The 15,264-nt window shown below is 64.3% G+C and carries 18 protein-coding genes; 14 read left to right on the forward strand and 4 right to left on the reverse strand.

The features are described 5' to 3' along the window. Window positions 1-5 precede the first annotated feature (5 nt). The gene (locus MUG95_RS03195) at window positions 6-1,244 is read right to left on the reverse strand and encodes an LEA/WHy family protein (protein WP_247009632.1); all 1,239 of its coding nucleotides are present in this window, start codon (window positions 1,242-1,244) and stop codon (window positions 6-8) included. Window positions 1,245-1,337: 93 nt separating this feature from the next. Between MUG95_RS03195 and MUG95_RS03200 the strand changes: the two genes are divergently transcribed. The 4 genes from MUG95_RS03200 to MUG95_RS03215 are packed head-to-tail and all read left to right on the forward strand — an operon-like array spanning window position 1,338 to window position 3,074. Then, window positions 1,338-1,523: a DUF7525 family protein gene (locus tag MUG95_RS03200; RefSeq protein ID WP_247009633.1), complete on the forward strand. Its 186-nt coding sequence runs from the start codon at window positions 1,338-1,340 to the stop codon at window positions 1,521-1,523. Window positions 1,524-1,576: 53 nt separating this feature from the next. Continuing rightward, complete coding sequence (locus tag MUG95_RS03205; RefSeq protein ID WP_247009634.1) at window positions 1,577-1,801, forward strand: DUF7123 family protein; 225 nt, start codon at window positions 1,577-1,579, stop codon at window positions 1,799-1,801. Window positions 1,802-1,839: 38 nt separating this feature from the next. Next, entirely contained in the window at window positions 1,840-2,268 is a 429-nt protein-coding gene (locus tag MUG95_RS03210; RefSeq protein WP_247009635.1) for an SRPBCC family protein, read from the forward strand. Next, window positions 2,265-3,074, forward strand: coding sequence for a carbon-nitrogen family hydrolase (locus tag MUG95_RS03215; RefSeq protein ID WP_247009636.1), 810 nt, complete (start codon window positions 2,265-2,267; stop codon window positions 3,072-3,074). Before MUG95_RS03210 ends, MUG95_RS03215 begins: the two co-directional genes overlap by 4 nt. A gap of 214 nt (window positions 3,075-3,288) precedes the next feature. Here MUG95_RS03215 and MUG95_RS03220 read toward each other — a convergent pair whose 3' ends face one another. Together MUG95_RS03220 and MUG95_RS03225 are read right to left on the reverse strand one after the other, a co-directional pair. Continuing rightward, entirely contained in the window at window positions 3,289-4,821 is a 1,533-nt protein-coding gene (locus MUG95_RS03220) for an aldehyde dehydrogenase family protein (RefSeq protein WP_247009637.1), read from the reverse strand. 84 nt (window positions 4,822-4,905) lie between these two features. After that, a complete protein-coding gene (locus MUG95_RS03225) occupies window positions 4,906-5,703 on the reverse strand; it encodes an RIO1 family regulatory kinase/ATPase domain-containing protein (protein WP_247009638.1) in 798 nt (265 codons plus the stop codon). Between the two features lie 412 nt (window positions 5,704-6,115). On the opposite strand from MUG95_RS03225, the gene MUG95_RS03230 reads away from it, so the two are divergent. From MUG95_RS03230 to nth, 5 genes are all read left to right on the forward strand, one after another. Further along, window positions 6,116-6,457, forward strand: a complete 342-nt coding sequence (locus MUG95_RS03230; RefSeq protein ID WP_247009639.1) for an ArsR/SmtB family transcription factor — start codon at window positions 6,116-6,118, stop codon at window positions 6,455-6,457. A 1-nt stretch (window position 6,458) separates the two neighbouring features. Further along, window positions 6,459-6,773, forward strand: a complete 315-nt coding sequence (locus tag MUG95_RS03235) for a DUF7521 family protein (RefSeq protein ID WP_247009640.1) — start codon at window positions 6,459-6,461, stop codon at window positions 6,771-6,773. A 385-nt stretch (window positions 6,774-7,158) separates the two neighbouring features. After that, complete coding sequence (locus MUG95_RS03240) at window positions 7,159-8,169, forward strand: CPBP family intramembrane glutamic endopeptidase (RefSeq protein WP_247009641.1); 1,011 nt, start codon at window positions 7,159-7,161, stop codon at window positions 8,167-8,169. 240 nt (window positions 8,170-8,409) lie between these two features. Next, the gene (locus MUG95_RS03245) at window positions 8,410-9,552 is read left to right on the forward strand and encodes an acyl-CoA dehydrogenase family protein (protein ID WP_247009642.1); all 1,143 of its coding nucleotides are present in this window, start codon (window positions 8,410-8,412) and stop codon (window positions 9,550-9,552) included. A 178-nt stretch (window positions 9,553-9,730) separates the two neighbouring features. Further along, window positions 9,731-10,414, forward strand: a complete 684-nt coding sequence (nth, locus tag MUG95_RS03250) for an endonuclease III (protein ID WP_247010447.1) — start codon at window positions 9,731-9,733, stop codon at window positions 10,412-10,414. Window positions 10,415-10,859: 445 nt separating this feature from the next. Here nth and MUG95_RS03255 read toward each other — a convergent pair whose 3' ends face one another. Next, the gene (locus tag MUG95_RS03255) at window positions 10,860-11,348 is read right to left on the reverse strand and encodes a DUF7321 family protein (RefSeq protein WP_247009643.1); all 489 of its coding nucleotides are present in this window, start codon (window positions 11,346-11,348) and stop codon (window positions 10,860-10,862) included. A gap of 92 nt (window positions 11,349-11,440) precedes the next feature. On the opposite strand from MUG95_RS03255, the gene MUG95_RS03260 reads away from it, so the two are divergent. From MUG95_RS03260 to MUG95_RS03280, 5 genes are all read left to right on the forward strand, one after another. Beyond that, on the forward strand, window positions 11,441-12,406 hold the full coding sequence (locus tag MUG95_RS03260; protein WP_247009644.1) for a DUF7319 domain-containing protein: 966 nt from the start codon (window positions 11,441-11,443) through the stop codon (window positions 12,404-12,406). A gap of 130 nt (window positions 12,407-12,536) precedes the next feature. Next, window positions 12,537-13,181, forward strand: a complete 645-nt coding sequence (locus MUG95_RS03265) for a halocyanin domain-containing protein (protein ID WP_247009645.1) — start codon at window positions 12,537-12,539, stop codon at window positions 13,179-13,181. Continuing rightward, window positions 13,181-13,567 (forward strand): DUF7318 family protein, encoded by a 387-nt coding sequence (locus tag MUG95_RS03270; protein ID WP_247009646.1) that lies wholly within the window; start codon window positions 13,181-13,183, stop codon window positions 13,565-13,567. The genes MUG95_RS03265 and MUG95_RS03270 overlap by 1 nt, the downstream gene beginning before the upstream one ends. A 3-nt stretch (window positions 13,568-13,570) precedes the next feature. Next, a complete protein-coding gene (locus MUG95_RS03275) occupies window positions 13,571-14,452 on the forward strand; it encodes a Rieske (2Fe-2S) protein (RefSeq protein WP_247009647.1) in 882 nt (293 codons plus the stop codon). A 4-nt stretch (window positions 14,453-14,456) separates the two neighbouring features. Continuing rightward, window positions 14,457-15,260 carry a cytochrome b gene (locus MUG95_RS03280; protein WP_247009648.1) on the forward strand — a complete coding sequence of 268 codons (804 nt, stop codon included), beginning with the start codon at window positions 14,457-14,459 and terminating at the stop codon, window positions 15,258-15,260. Window positions 15,261-15,264: the final 4 nt, after the last annotated feature.

Raw genomic sequence — 15,264 nt, forward strand, 5'->3', positions numbered from 1 at the left:
AGGGTTCAGCCGAGCAGTCCGCCGTCGTCGGTCGGCGTGTCAGTCGCCGTGTCAGTTTCGCCGCCCGTCGTCTCGTCTGTCGGCGTCTCGGTGGCCGTCGAGTCACTGCCAGACCCGCCGAGCAGTCCGCCGTCGTCGGTCGCCGTGTCAGTCGCCGTCTCCGTCGGTGTCGCCGTCGCGGTTTCGGTCGCGGTGTCGGAGTCGTCGTCTGCCGTCTCGCTACCGCTTTCCTCGTTGCTCGCGGTTTCGTTCGTCGGCTTCGTTCCGAAGATGTCCGTCTCGACGGTCCGCTGGTAGTCTATCGGTTCGAGCGGGACCCGGAACTCGCCGACGGGGTCGGACCCGAGCAGGCCATCCTCCTCGACGGGGTCGACGACGACGTAGAACTGCATCCGCAAGTCCGTCACCTGATTGTTCTGGAGGTGGGACACCCACCACTCGTCCAAGTGCTGGTTTCGGAGTATCGTCCGGGTGTCGATGGTCCGCTCGGTTCCCGGCGGGAGGGTCGCCACGTCGTCGGTACTCCCGGTGCCGACTTCGATGCCGTTCATCGTGATGGTGTAGCCCAGTTCCGAGACGGCGTAGGGGTAGGGCTTGGGGTTGTACACGTCGAACGAGAGGTCGAGCGGCGTTTGCTCGGGCGAGAGGTTCTCGCGGTCCCACGACGCGCGGGTACCGTTAACCCACAACACTGGGTCGGAGACGACCCGGCGGTTCGCGTCGACCGGCCGGTCCTCGTCGGAGTTGAACTGGCCGATGAGATCCGTCTCGACGGTCCGGTCCTGCTGTAGTTGGACGGTCTGCCCGGCGGTCAGCGTGGAGGTGACGCGGGCGTCGATGGACACCTGCGTTCGCTCGCCGTTCTCGATGTGGGATGTCCACCACGGCGGTATCTGCCCGTTGTCCATCCGGGTCGTGAAGTTCAGCGTCGAGTTGCCCGTCCCGACTTGTAGTCCCGACTTCTGCCCGCTCGCCATCCGCACGTCGTTCATGTAGACGGTGTAGTTGACCGCGGTGTCGCCCAACTGGACGCCGACGGGGTTGGGGTTTCTGACTGTCAAATTCGTCCCTATCGTCGTGTTGTCCTCGGTGACGGCACCGAACTGGTTTTGCACACCTGCAACGGCGGGCGCGCCGAGGACACCCACGGCGACGGTACCCCCGACGACGACGGCTATCCCGACGACAGCAGTCAGTACGATGCGGAGCGTACTGCCGAACAGAACCGACGTGATACGACCCATTGTCGCCGGGAAGTGCGAGCGAGCGGATATGTCTTCTGGGCCTCGCCGCGGCCGTTCGAATGAACTAAGTGCGCGCCCTCGGAACGACCGGCAATGGTAGCAACCGGAGAGCAGTCGGACAAAGCGACCGGACTCGGGTTCGTGTTCGGCACGCTCGCCGTCGCGGGCGCGGTCGTGATGTACGTTGCCGCGTCAGAGCAGGTGTTCGCTGGCTGGGGATTCGCGCTAGCCGTTCTCGCGGGGTCGCTCGCAATCGCGGCGATTCACGTCTTCTCGTAGGCAGGCCTCGGGGTAAAAGGAAGGAATAAAAGCGTCGACCCCCTAGTGTTAGTATGGCCGATTTCAGCGAGGAGGAACGGCGCATCCTAGACCATCTCCGGCAGCAAGTCACCGGAGGTGAGTCCTACGTCCGCGCGAAGAACATCGCCGAGAGCATCGGCCTCTCGGCCAAACAGGTCGGCGCGCGCTTGCCTCGACTCGCGGAGAAGTCCGACGACGTGGACATCGAGAAGTGGGGTCGCGCCCGGTCGACGACGTGGCGCGTCACCCGGAGTTGATGCGGACGCTTTTGTGACGTGGAACCCCTACGGGGAGTATGACAGTCCGGGTCGAGCGGACCTTCGAGTTGCCAGCAGAGAGGGAACGAGTGTGGTCGTTTATTTCGGACCCGGAGAAGCGCGCACGTCCCATCAGCGTCGTCGCCGATTTCGAGCAGACGGGCGAACACACCGCGACGTGGTACGTGAAGCTCCCGATTCCCTACGTCGACAGACACGTCGCCATCGAGACGGAGGACGTGGAGTTCGACCCGCCGGAGTACGTTGAGTTCGTCGGTCGGTCGAAGGTGATGCGCGTCGTCGGCCAACACGAACTCGAAGCCATCGAGGACGGGACCCGGCTGACCAATCGGTTCACCGTCGACGGAAAGCTACCGGGCGTCGAGCGGTACTTCAAACGGAACATGGACGGGGAACTCCAGAACGTCGAGAACGCACTGCTCGCCGACCTCGGCATCGAGATATGAAACTCGCGCTCGCCCAGCTCGCCGTCGAGGGCGGTGCCGTCGCTGACAACGTCGACCGAGCGGTGGCCGCCATCGACCGGGCCGCCGAGGACGCCGACCTCGTCGCCCTCCCGGAGATTTTCAACATCGGGTACTTCGCGTTCGAGCAGTACCACCGCGACGCCGAACCGCTGGGTGGCGAGACGCTTTCGACTATCGCCGCGGCTGCGCGGGACAACAGCGTTGCGGTCCTCGCGGGGAGCATCGTCGAGGACCTCGGTGCGACGGCCGCCCGAACCGACGCGCCCGTCCCCGACGACGAGGGGCTGGCCAACACGGCCGTCTTCTTCGACCGAGACGGGAACCGGCAAGCGGTGTACCGGAAACACCACCTCTTCGGGTACGGGTCCACAGAGCAGGATTTGCTCACGCGCGGGGAGCGGACACCGGTCGTCGAGTTCGAGGGGTTCGGCGTCGGCATCACGACCTGTTACGACCTGCGCTTCCCGGAGTTGTACCGCGAACTCGTCGCCGACGGCGCGACGCTCGTCCTCGTTCCGAGCGCGTGGCCGTACCCGCGCGTCGACCACTGGCGGGTCCTCCAACAGGCACGGGCAATCGAGAACCAGTGTTACGTGGCGACGGTCAACGGGAGCGGGTCGTTCGGGGACGCGACGCTGCTCGGCCGCTCGACGGTGCAGGACCCGTGGGGAACGGTACTGGCGGGGAGCGGCGACGACCCGACGACGGTGACGGCCACCGTCGACCCCGAGCGCGTTCGTGCGGTCCGTGAGGAGTTCCCCGCGCTGTCGGACCGACGGCTGTAGGGTTTCACGGTGAGTCGATAGCCCGGCAGGGCCACGCGCCCGGAGCCGAACGTTTATCTCGGGTGGGGGACAATTATCGGACGCCGGTGAGACGCTTTTCACGTTGAATCCGGCACATCCGCCTCGCTGCTCGGCCACCGCACCGCAACTGGCTGTCCGGACAGCCCACCGCGGCCCGCACCTCGCTCCGGCGGGGGGGTCGGCCCGCCGGAGTTCACTCGTCTCTGCGCGTAATCTCGGCAGAGAGCCCCTGCGCCATCTCGATGTCCTCGGCGTTGTTGACTGTCCACGCTGTCCGTTCCGTGACCGCCTCGATGACTTCGCGGGCACTCGGCGCGCCCTTGCCGGACTTCTTGACGCCGCCGAACGGGAGTTGCACCTCCGCACCGATACACGGGAGGTTCGCGTACGCGAGGCCAACCTCGGCGTGGTCCCGGAAGTAGTTGAGTTGACGATAGTCCTCCGAGACGATGGCACCCGCGAGGCCGTAGGGCACGTCGTTGTGTATCTCGACGGCACGCTCGATGGACCCGCTGTAGGGTATCAGCGCGACGTGCGGGCCGAACACCTCCTCGCGGAGGAGGGGGTTCTCCGGGTCGTAGTCGGTTTCGTAGACGAACGGTCCGACCCAGTGGCCGTCGGCGTGCCCGTCGGGAATCTCCGTCGGAGGCAACTCCTCGCGGTCGACCAGCACCTCGGCGTCCGATTCGCGTGCGCGGGCGTTGTACTCGTGGAACTTCTCGACCTGAGACTCGTCCACGAGCGGCCCCATGAACGTGTCCTCCGAGAGCGGGTCGCCGACGGCCACTGTGTCGGCTACCTCGACGAACCGCTCGCGGAACTCGGGGAGGACGTCCTCGTGGACGACGAGGCGTTCGCTGGAGACACACCGCTGGCCGGTCGTCTTGAACGACGACATCACGGCGGCGTGGACGGCGATGTCGAGGTCCGCCTCGTCGGTGACGACGACGGCGTTTTTCCCGCCCATCTCGACCGATACCTCGCGGCCGGGGCGGCCGCCGAGCGTGTCCGCGATTTCGTGGCCGACCGCCGCGGACCCGGTGAACAACACGGTGTCGACCCGGTCGTCCTCGACGATTTCGTTCCCGGCGTCGCCGTACCCCTGTACCATGTTGAACACCCCGTCTGGGATGCCGGTGGCCTCGAACAGCTGGGCGACCGTCTCGCCACAGAGCGGCGTCTGCTCGGCCGGTTTCCAGACGACGGTGTTGCCCTCGACGAGCGCGACGGCCATGTGCCAGAAGGGGATGGCGACGGGGAAGTTCCACGGCGTGATACAGCCCACGACGCCGCGGGGACGGCGACGCATGTAGGAGTCCTTGCTGGCGATTTCGGAGGGAACCACGTCGCCGTGGGGGTGGCGGGCGTTGCCCGCCGCCCACTCGACCATGTGCCACGCCTCGGTCACGTCGGCCCGCCCCTCGCTTATCTCCTTGCCACACTCGCGGGTCACCGTCGCCCCGAGTTCGTCGTGGCGGTCACGGAGTTCGTGGAACACCTCCCAGAGGTACTCGGCCCGGTCGATGTACGAGAGGTCGCGCCACGACTCGAAGGCGTCGGCCGCCGCGGTCACGGCCCGGTCGGCCTCCGAGGCAGTCGCACGCTCGAAAGTCCCGAGCGTCTCGCCCGTCGCGGGGTTCTCGCTCTCGAAGGTCTCCCCGGCCGACCCGGTGACCCACTCGCCGTCGATGTAGTGTCCTGACGTGGCCGCCCGTTCGTCGCTCATGCGGCAAAATTTGCGCGCGCGGGATAAAAATCACCCGGCGGTTCGGGGAGGGACGGAGCGAGCGACACCGAGAGCGATACGTCGTCAACTCGCGGCCTTCTCGATCTCACCCTTGACGGCGGCGGCGTCGAAGCGGTGGTCCGGGCGGATGTTCACGAAGTCGAGGAACTCCCGGGCGTCGAGCAGTGCGTCCGGCGAGTACGCCGAGAGCGCGGCCTCGACGGCGCGACCGGCACCCACCAACGGGGCGAGGGCACCGAGGGCGCAGGCAACGTCGTACGCGCGCGCGTCCTCGATACCGCCCTCGCGGACGTTCGTCGCGTCGATGAAGTAGAGTTCGCCGTCGGCGACGAGGACGTTCTCCTCGCGGAGGTCACCGTGTGCGAGGCCGTTGTCGTGCATCGTCGCCAGCGACGCGAACAGTGTCGGGGCGTGGGCCGCTATCGCGTCCGGGTCGAGTTCGTCGAGCGTCCGAAACTCGGGGAGGTACTCCAACACGAGGACGCCGTAGCCGTTCACCTCGAACGCCTCCAGCGGTTCCGGGGCCCGAATCCCCAGTTCGCGCATCCGTCGCGTCGCGTCGAGTTCGTGTTCGGCCATCTCGACGGGAGTGCCGAAGTGCTCGAAGAAGCCCTCGGTGCCCGAGGAGAACGCCCCGAGGTTCCGCCCGGCGGTCAGGAGGGCGTGGACCAGCGAGTTCTGGTCGGAGATTACCTTCACGAACACCTGTTCGTCCACGACCAGCGGCGTCGAGAGCCAGTTGTCCGCTTCGAGGAACTCGACGGTCGGGTCCGAGAACGCGTACCGGTCGGCGACGGAATCAACGACGGGGGCCACGTCCTCGCGGGAGAGGTGCCCGCGGAGCAGGCGACGGACTGCCATCGCCGTAGGGGAACCGCCCCAGCGACATAGGGGTTCCGACCGTGTGTACTCGTTTGAACTCTCGCACTGACGATGAGGGCACTACGCACCTCCGCTAACAGTGAAGTTCGGCCTAGCGAGGGTTGTTCAGTTTCCTGATACAGGAGTTCGGGTATATTCGAGGGCAAGAGCCACGAAGTTCGGCTAGTTCCAAACTCAATAGCGACCGAACCGCGTCCGGGGAACACTCCGTGGATAACCTCACTTTCGGTACCTGAATCCTTCGAGAGGGCTCTCCACGGTGATTCCCGATGCTTCCACCTCGCAACCCGGTGATGAATAGCGATTTCTCGTGGCTTCACTGACTGAAGCCAGACAGCAAGCCCAGAACGGCACAACCTATATTGACGAAACAGGAGATGACACACTTACCGTGTCCGGCGTGCGAGACCCCGAATCACTCGCAGATTTACTCGGTGATGAGTGTGCGCGCACGATTCTCGTCGAGGCAAAGAAAGAGCCTCGCTCGGCGGCCGAACTCAGCGACCGCGCCGGGGTTTCGGAACCAACCGTCTACCGGCGACTCGAACGACTCCGCGAGTACGACTTAGTCACCGAAGATATCCAGCCAGTCACCGATGGCAAGAACTACAAACTCTATCGGACGGAACTCGACGGCATCGAACTCGACCTCAGCGAGGACGGCTTCGAGATTACAGTCTCACGCCGAGAGCGGATGGCAGACCGCTTCACACAGTTCGTAGAGGGGACCTGACATGCTCGACATACCGCTCCAGATTGATATCGAAACCTTACGAACCGTTCGACAGGCCAGCGAAGTAATTCCGATGGTCCTCGGATTGGCGATCAGTTACCTCGCCTACACAGCATACCGGCAAAACCAGAGTCGTCCAATGTTGTACATCGCGACCGGCTTCATGCTAGTGTTGTTCGTTCAGGCCCCGCTGGCCCTGATATTCAGTTATGTCTTGGAACTTCCCACCCCCGTCCTCAATAGCCTCCTCCAGGTCCCCGAGTTCACCGGTCTGGGACTGATACTCTACGGGCTGTGGATGCCACGCCGAGACTGATACTGGTGGCTCACGTGCGTATCAATTACAACCGGAGGAGTGAATCTGACCGTGTATCTCCTCAGAGGTGTTCGTCATCTGTCACTCCGTTGGACTGCGGGCGGCCAGAGGGAGTCGGTTCGGAGAGTGCTCTCTTCGTCGGAAACTGTGGAACGAAGGTCCGCGTTGCCGGTTCAAAAGCGTCAACGCCGTCGGCGTTCCTGTGACCGCGGCGGCGACGCCCCAGACCGCCGGTCAATAAAGGCCTTCGTACGCGAGGGACGAGGTACCTCCTTGGTAGGTAGGGTGACCCCACGTCCGAACCCACACGCGACACCGGGTTGGCTTCAGCGAGTGAAGCCAGGGAACCCGGCCTTTTTCAGCGGGTCCGTACGTCCAGGTGTCGATGGCCGAAGTAGATCCCGATACTGACTTCGAACGAACCGCATCCCGGTCGGCCGATGCCGACCGGCGAGCCGACCGCAGTGGCATCGTGGGACAGGTCGTCTCCGTGCTGTGGAATCGAACCGAGAATCGCCTCCGCGCGCTCTGGCGCGTTCTTGGGGCGACGGTCGCCGGATTCGTGGGGGTGTACGTGGTCCCGACACTGGTTCTCGCAGGTACTGAACTCCCGCCGTCGGTGACCGGAGCCGTCGTCAACCTCATCGCTGCCCTCGCCGGTCTCGTCACGGCGGTTTGCTTCGCGAAGTACGTCGACCGGCGACCGGTGACCGACTACGGACTCGCGTTCGGTCCGTCGTGGCTCACGGACTTCGGTGCTGGCAGTGCCATCGCCCTGGCAGGGATGGCGGTGGCACTTCCCGTGAGTCTAATCGCCGGGTGGGCGACTGTCTCCGAGTTGTTCTCAGGCGGCACCGGAGCGAACACGCTACCGTTCGCCGTCGCGTTCGGCGTGTACGTCATCCAGTGGGTGCTGGTGGCTTTCTGGGAAGAGTTGATCAATCGGGGCCTCATTCTGACGAGTGCCGTCGAAGGACTCCGGAATCGGTGGCTGTCCGACCGTGGTGCGGTCGTGGTAGGAGTGGTGGCGTCCGCGCTGATATTCAGTATCACGCACTTCCCGAACTCCTTGGCCGCTTTCGGATCCCGGCTGATGATGGGGGTCATCCTCGCCGCGGCGTACGTCTGGACCGACTCACTGGCACTGCCGATGGGCCTCCACTTCCTGATCAACTTCGCGACGAACAACATCTACGGCTTGGCGAACGTCCGTGAAGCTGCGGAGGTTCTGCCGATGCTGCTCCGGCCGACGTTCACCGGCCCGTCACAGTTCGTCGGGGCGTTCGGGCTGGTCAACACCGGAGCGTGGCTCTGTGTCGCCGCGCTCACTGTCGGATACGTCGCTTTCCGGTACGGGAGCGTCGAGTCGCGGCTGACATCGGCATACTTAGAGTGAGACTAATTTGAATAGCCAGCCGCAACGATCGACAGTTCAAAAATCTGATTGACCGAAGGTCTCCGAGTGTCGAAAATGAGGCACAACCGCTTTGCCCCATCCTACTTTTAGTTTACAGTCTCAGCGATTACGTCGCAGTCATGCGGTTGTACCGCTTGCCGAATACGAATTGGGTTCCGACCTGCCAACTCCGCGAGTGGTTCCGTGGTTTTAATCTCGGCGGGGCCGTACGGAACTGCCATGGACTTCGACCTCCCGAGCGAACACCGGATGATGCGGGAAACCGTCCGCGAGTTCTGCGACGAGGAGATAGCCCCGGTCGCACAGGACATCGAGGACGACCACACGTTCCCTGCCGACATCTTCGACGCGCTGGCCGACCTCGACATGATGGGGGTCCCGGTGGCCGAGGAGTACGGCGGGCTGGGCGGTGACTACCTGATGTACGCCACCGTCGCGCAGGAACTCGGGCGGGTCTCCGGGAGCGTCGGCCTCTCTTACGTCGCCCACACCTCGCTGGGGGCGAAGCCGATAGAGATGTTCGGGACCGAGGCACAGAAAGAGCGGTGGCTCCGCCCGCTCGCCGAGGGCGAGTCCATCGGGTCGTGGGCACTCACCGAACCCACGTCGGGCAGTGACGCCTCGAACATGGATACGACTGCGACAGAAGACGGCGACGGCTACGTCCTGAACGGCACCAAGCAGTTCATCACCAACGCCAACGTCGCGGGGTCGATTCTCGTCAAGGCCGTCACCGACCCCGACGCGGGCTACGGCGGTATCTCGACGTTCATCGTGGACCCGGACGAGGACGACGGCATCGCGGTGACCAACGTCTGGGAGAAGATGGGCTTGAACGCCTCGCCAACCTGTGAACTCCAGTTCGACGACTGCTGGGTCCCCGCGGACCGGCTACTCGGCGCGGAGGGAGAGGGGTGGAAACAGACGATGAAGACGCTCGACGGCGGCCGTATCTCCATCGCCGCGCTCTCGACGGGACTGGCACAGGGGGCGTTCGAGGCGGCCCGCGAGTACGCCACCGAACGCGAGCAGTTCGGGCAGGCCATCAGCGAGTTCGACGCCATCCGCGACAAACTCGTCGGGATGGACCGCAAGATAGAGCGCGCCCGCCTGCTGACACAGAAGGCCGCGACGAAGTACGACGACGGCGAGGACGTGACGCGGCTCTCCTCGCTGGCCAAGCTCGACGCCAGCGAAGTCTCGCGGGAAGTCGCCGAGGACGCAGTGCAGGTACTCGGCGGCTACGGCTACACCGAGGACTTCGCGCCCCAGCGGTTCTACCGCGACGCCAAACTGATGGAAATCGGCGAGGGGACCAGCGAGATTCAACACGCCGTCCTCGGCGACGAACTCGGGTTGTAGGGCCGTCATCGACGCGGTACGAGCGTTCTTGTACGGAGCCGTGACCAGACCGGTGCGTGACCTGACCACGGTTCCGGCGCGGTTCGCGGGTGTGCGACACGCCGCGTCGGTCACGGAGTGTCGCCTGTTCGCCACTGCGAGACGGAACGCCGAAGTCGTCGGCACCCTCGGTTCCGGTATGGGCACGCCGCTCGCCTCCCGGGAGGCACAGACCGAGGAAGTCATCGAGCGACTGTACGAGGAGTACCCCGACACGACCATCTCCCTGAACTTCTCGAACCGCTTGGAGTTGCTCGTGGCTGTCATCCTCTCGGCACAGTGTACCGACGAGCGCGTGAATACCGAAACCGAACACCTCTTCGAGAAGTACCAGTCGGTCGAGGACTACGCCGAGGCCGACGAGGCGGAACTCGCCGAGGACCTGAATTCGATTACGTACTACAACAACAAGGCGGGGTACATCAAGAACGCCTGCCAGCAGATGCTCGACGACCACGACGGCGAGGTTCCCGACACGATGGCGGCACTGACTGACCTCCCCGGCGTCGGCCGCAAGACGGCGAACGTCGTCCTCCAGCACGGGCACGAAGTGGTCGAGGGCATCGTCGTCGACACGCACGTCCAGCGGCTGACCCGGCGGCTGGGTATCACCGAGGAGAAACGACCCGAGGCCATCGAGGCGGACCTCATGCCGCTGGTACCCGAGGACGACTGGCAACAGTTCACCCACCTCCTCATCAGTCACGGCCGTGCAGTGTGTACCGCGCGCAACCCCGACTGTGCGGACTGCGCCCTCGAAGACATCTGTCCGTCGTCGAAACTGGACAGCGACACCGACCTCGCCAGCGGCGAGGCGTGGTAAGCCCTATCTACCGCGTCGCTCCGCCCGTTCTGTTCCCGTGTCTCGTCCACGAACAACTACGTCTGTGAGTGGAAAGAAGTGCGCATCGAGTTCGCACTCAGAGCGACGGAAACTGCATAGAGAACTGTCGAACCCGAAAAAATCGTTATGTCAGTATCACTCGCTTACCGAAACGTAGGGTCGACAGGATAACCCTACGACGACGAGTTGCGGTGGCCCGTCACGGCCGAGCGGAATGGCTCGGGCAAGCCACGTGCAGGTGTTGCCGCCACCGACTTCGGTCGGTGGGTCGCGTCGAAACCGAGCCGGGACGGGCCGCCCGTCGGTGACGACGACTGGTCGCCTTCGCAGTCGATAGCGACTCCCACCAATACAGAACTGCCATCTCGATGCACACGTGCGTTCCCCCGTGGGCGGCCGGTCGCCAGCCCCGGCCCATCCCGCTTTACAGGGCGTACTTGAAGAGGAATCGGGTGAGACCGACGAGGTAGGCGAGGAGCCAGAAGAACACGTAGCCGAAGACGCCGATGCGGATGCGTCGCCGCCAGAACTGCATCTGCTCGGACCCGATTTCGTCGAGCAGTACGTCCTCGTCGTAGTCGTTGTAGAGGTCGTGTTCGTACTTCGCGCGGAACACGCGCACGATACCCGTGAACGCGAACGTGAGCATGGCGTAGGCCTGTAATCCGAGGAACGCGTGGACCACGGTCGCGCCACCGATTTGCGTGAGAAGGCGCGGGAGCATCCACGTGAGGAGCGGGACCGTCGTCAGGAGCAGTCCCGTCAGGATGAACTTCAGGTGGTGGGTCAGCACGCCCCACGTGACCCCTTCGGCGTCTATCATTATCCACGCGCCGTAGAGAAAACAGGGGAAACTGAGCGTGACGGCGAAAAGGACGACAGTGGCAATCGCCGCGTCCGACAACCCGACCATAGCCGCGCCTAGCCACTGGGCGCGCTAAAGCGTGCCGAAAGGCGGAGACGGGGTCGGAAAGCGTTTACCGCTCCCGTTCGTATCCACGTGTGATGGCCGACCCAGAGTCGCCACCGAACGGACGTCGGGGGGACGACGAACAGGCCGGGGACCGAGCAGTCACCGCCGACGCCGGCACGGGCGAGGCGGATGAGGCGGACGGAGCGGACCCGGCGGAGGGAGGTTCGGCGACGGCGGAAGACGCGGAGACGGAGACGCCCACGACGGAACAACTCCGTGCGGAGGTCGAAGAGAAGTACGACTTCGACGAGTTCGGCCCGGAACAGATGGCGGAGATGTCACCCGAGGAGTGGGAGGCGGCGTTCGACCCGGATACGTGGATAACCGGCGAGGAGTTGCTGGACCGGGTCGAAGCGGACCTCAAATACCGCGTCGCCATCCGTGACGTGTTCGCCCGCGTGGAGCGACTCCGGGACGGGAACCTCGTCGCGTACTCGGACCAAGGGTACGCGCTCGTCCAACCGGACGGGAGCGTCGAGGGGTTCGGCACCGTCGTCAGGGACGTGAAACCCGTCGTCGCACTCTGTTCGATGGACGACTACGATGCACCGGACATGCCGGATGGGGAGGTACTGCCGGACCCGGCGGAGGTTCCCGAGGGGACCGGCGAACTCGGCAACCGCGTCCTGCAGGTCATCGCAGGCGTACAGGTGCTGGCTGGCGTGGGCCTCCTGCTGGCGTGGCTCGGGTTCGTGACGGGACTGCTCTCCGCGCCGCGTGGCGGGCAGGACGTGAACCTGACGTTGCTGGTCGTCGCGGGCATCGGCTTCCTGATAATCGGCCTCGTCCTGTTCATGGTCGTGGCGAACGCACGACTGTCCGACCGGTTCCGGGCGGAAGAGTTCCGGAATCGGCTCCGGGCAGTCGGCGTCGGCGAGGGGGAGTACCCCGAGTTCTTGCCGGTCGAGAACGGTCGGTGGGTCGGCGACGAGGGCGACGGCCGGTCCAGCATTCCCGCCGACGACGGCGGAGACGACGGCACCGAACAGTCGGATTGACAGGGCGGTTCGAGCGGGGCACGGAGTCCGTTTTCGTGAGAACCAGAAACAGCGTTAGACCAGTTCATCGGCGTTCCTGCTGGCGTATTCGGTGGGTTTATACAAACCCAGTCCTGAGATTGAGACGTATATGAACAGGCGGGACTTCATCCGAACAGCCGGTGGGACTGCCGGTGCCACCGCCGCCGTGTCCGCGAGCGTGGGCACGGCCGCCGCCTCCGAAGAGGGCGGCGGTGGCGGCGGCCCCGACTTCGGCGGCTACCTCAGCGGCGCGAACAACTACGACGGGAGCGTGGTCGACGCGACCGGACAGGACGAGGTAACTGTCGAGGTCGGCGCGGGGAGCACTGGCCTCGCGTTCGGTCCGGCGGCAGTTCACGTCGACAACGGAGCAACCGTCGTCTGGGAGTGGACCGGCGAAGGCGGTGCCCACAACGTCGTCGCCGAGGACGCCGACTTCGAGTCGGGCGCGCCCATTGGGCAAGCCGGCAACACCTACGAGTACACCTTCGAGGAGGACGGCGTCTACAACTACTACTGCCAGCCGCACAAGGGCAGTGGTATGGTCGGTTCCGTCGTCGTCGGCACTGACTACCCCACTGCAAGCAGCGACGGCGGTGGCGGTGGAGAGTTGAACCCCATCCACATGGGTGTCCCGTTCCAAGCCCACTTCGTCGGCATCGCCACGATACTGATGATGGTGGTTTCGCTGATTTTCACCTTCTTCCTGCTGAAGTACGGTGAATCAGCCCACACCAAAGGAGGGAGCGACTGATGGCGTCGGAAGGCAGCAGTTACGGCGACATCCACCGCTACGAACCGCCCAGAGAGAGCACCGCCGCGGCACTGGCTATCGTCCTGTTGACAGTGGTCGAAGTCGTGTTCGTCGGTCTGTTCACCTACGGCCTCATCTCCGGGTGGGGGCTGACTGAAGTCGGGAACATGTATCTCGGCGGCATCCTCGCCGTCATCTTCGTGGACCTCGCCTTCATCATGCTCCTGTACCGTAAGGAGTTCCTCCCCGACGTGATGATAGTCAAGAAACGTCGGCGCAAGTGGGAGGACCTCTACATCCGCGAGGACCAAGTCGACGGCACGAGTCTCGTGGACGACCCGTGGGACGGAGTCAAACGCGCGCTGTACCCCTACTACAAGAAATAAACCATGCCACTTGACGAAGACAAATATCCGAGCGAGACGGGCCGACGCCGCTTCGTGAAAGGCGTCGTCGGCAGTGCTGCACTGGCGGGCGTCGGTACCGGCGGTGCGGCCGCCATCGACACCGCGACATCCCCGACAGGTGTCGGCGGTGGTATCACACAGTTCATCGGTATCGAGAACACCGACGGACCGGCCCCACGCGGAATGCCGCTCGTTCCGCTGGAGATAGACGACGAGGGGGCACTCCGGGGCGTCTGGCCCGAAGTGCAGACGGAGACGGTCGGTGGCCGTCAAGTAACCATCGCCGAGGGCGAAATCAACGGCGTCACCTACTCCTCCTCGTGGTACCAGTACTGCGGCATCCAGAACTACGCCGGACTCGACCCGAGTGCCGACCAAGACAACTACTTCCGGTCGGTCGGGTCCCCGCCACCGGGGTTCACGTGGCAGTCCGAAGAGAAGGAGGCCGGCGACAAGTTGTTCGTCGAGGACTTCGACGACTACGAAGAGTGGGGCAACGGAATCGGCAACGACGGCGTCGGCAAGCCAGCGGCCGCGAACTGGCGGTCCGACGGCGACGTGCAGTCCATTCCCGTGCAGATCGTGCGGAGTCCCCAAGTCGAACAGATGGCGAACGGCGAGGGCGAGTACAGCGACCTGCCCGAACGGGCACAGAGTTTCATCTCCGGTGCGACACAGGACGGGTTCATGGCGTGGCTGAACAAGTGCACGCACTTCTGCTGTGTCCCCGGATTCAAGGCGTACGAAGGGAGTGCGAAGTTCGGGGCCGAAAACGAAGTGTACTGCCAGTGCCACCAGTCGATATACGACCCGTTCAGCCCCGTCGAACTACAGTTCGTGGCACTACCGCGTCCGGGCGAGTGATACAATGAGTCTAAAAAAGAAAGACGAACACGACCACAAAGGCTGGATGGAGTCCCGCGACCTCACGGTCGTCGAAGAGCGTTACCTCGCGGTGTTGATGTGGCTCGACAAGCGGTTCAGGTTGGTCGACTACCTCGAACTGCTGGAGGACCTGTACTACAAGGTCAACATGCAGATGCCCAAGAGCCACACCGAGCAGTACGGACTCGACAACAAGTTCTGGTACTGGTACCCCCTGTACGCGCTCGGGTCGTTCTCGACGTTAGCGTACCTGGTCGCGGCCGTCTCGGGCGCGTTGCTGGGGTTCTACTACGCGCCGGCCGCCGCGGGTGCGACCGGCGACCCGACCGTCGCGTGGAACTCTGTCGCAGCCATCATGACCGACCTGAACTTCGGGTACATGCTCCGGTCCATCCACCGCTGGAGCGCGCAGGTCATGACGGCCGCCGTGTTCCTGCACATGCTCCGTGTGTACTTCACGGGTGCGTACAAGGAACCCCGAGAGCTCAACTGGATTATCGGCATCGTCCTCATCTCGATGACGATGGTCTTCGGGTACACCGGGTACCTGCTCCCGTGGAACCAGCTGAGCTTCTGGGCCGGACAGATCGGCGTCGAGATGGCACTGTCCATCCCGATGGCCGGCGAGTGGGTCGCACAGTTGATGTTCGGCGGGTTCACGCTAACCCAGGCCACGCTGCAACGGATGTACATCCTGCACGTGTTCTTCCTGCCGTTCCTCGTGACCGCACTCATCGCAGTCCACATCGGCATCGTCTGGATGCAGGGCATCGCGGAACCCCACTGATACA

This window comes from Halorientalis litorea, assembly GCF_023028225.1.
Lineage (GTDB): Archaea > Halobacteriota > Halobacteria > Halobacteriales > Haloarculaceae > Halorientalis > Halorientalis litorea.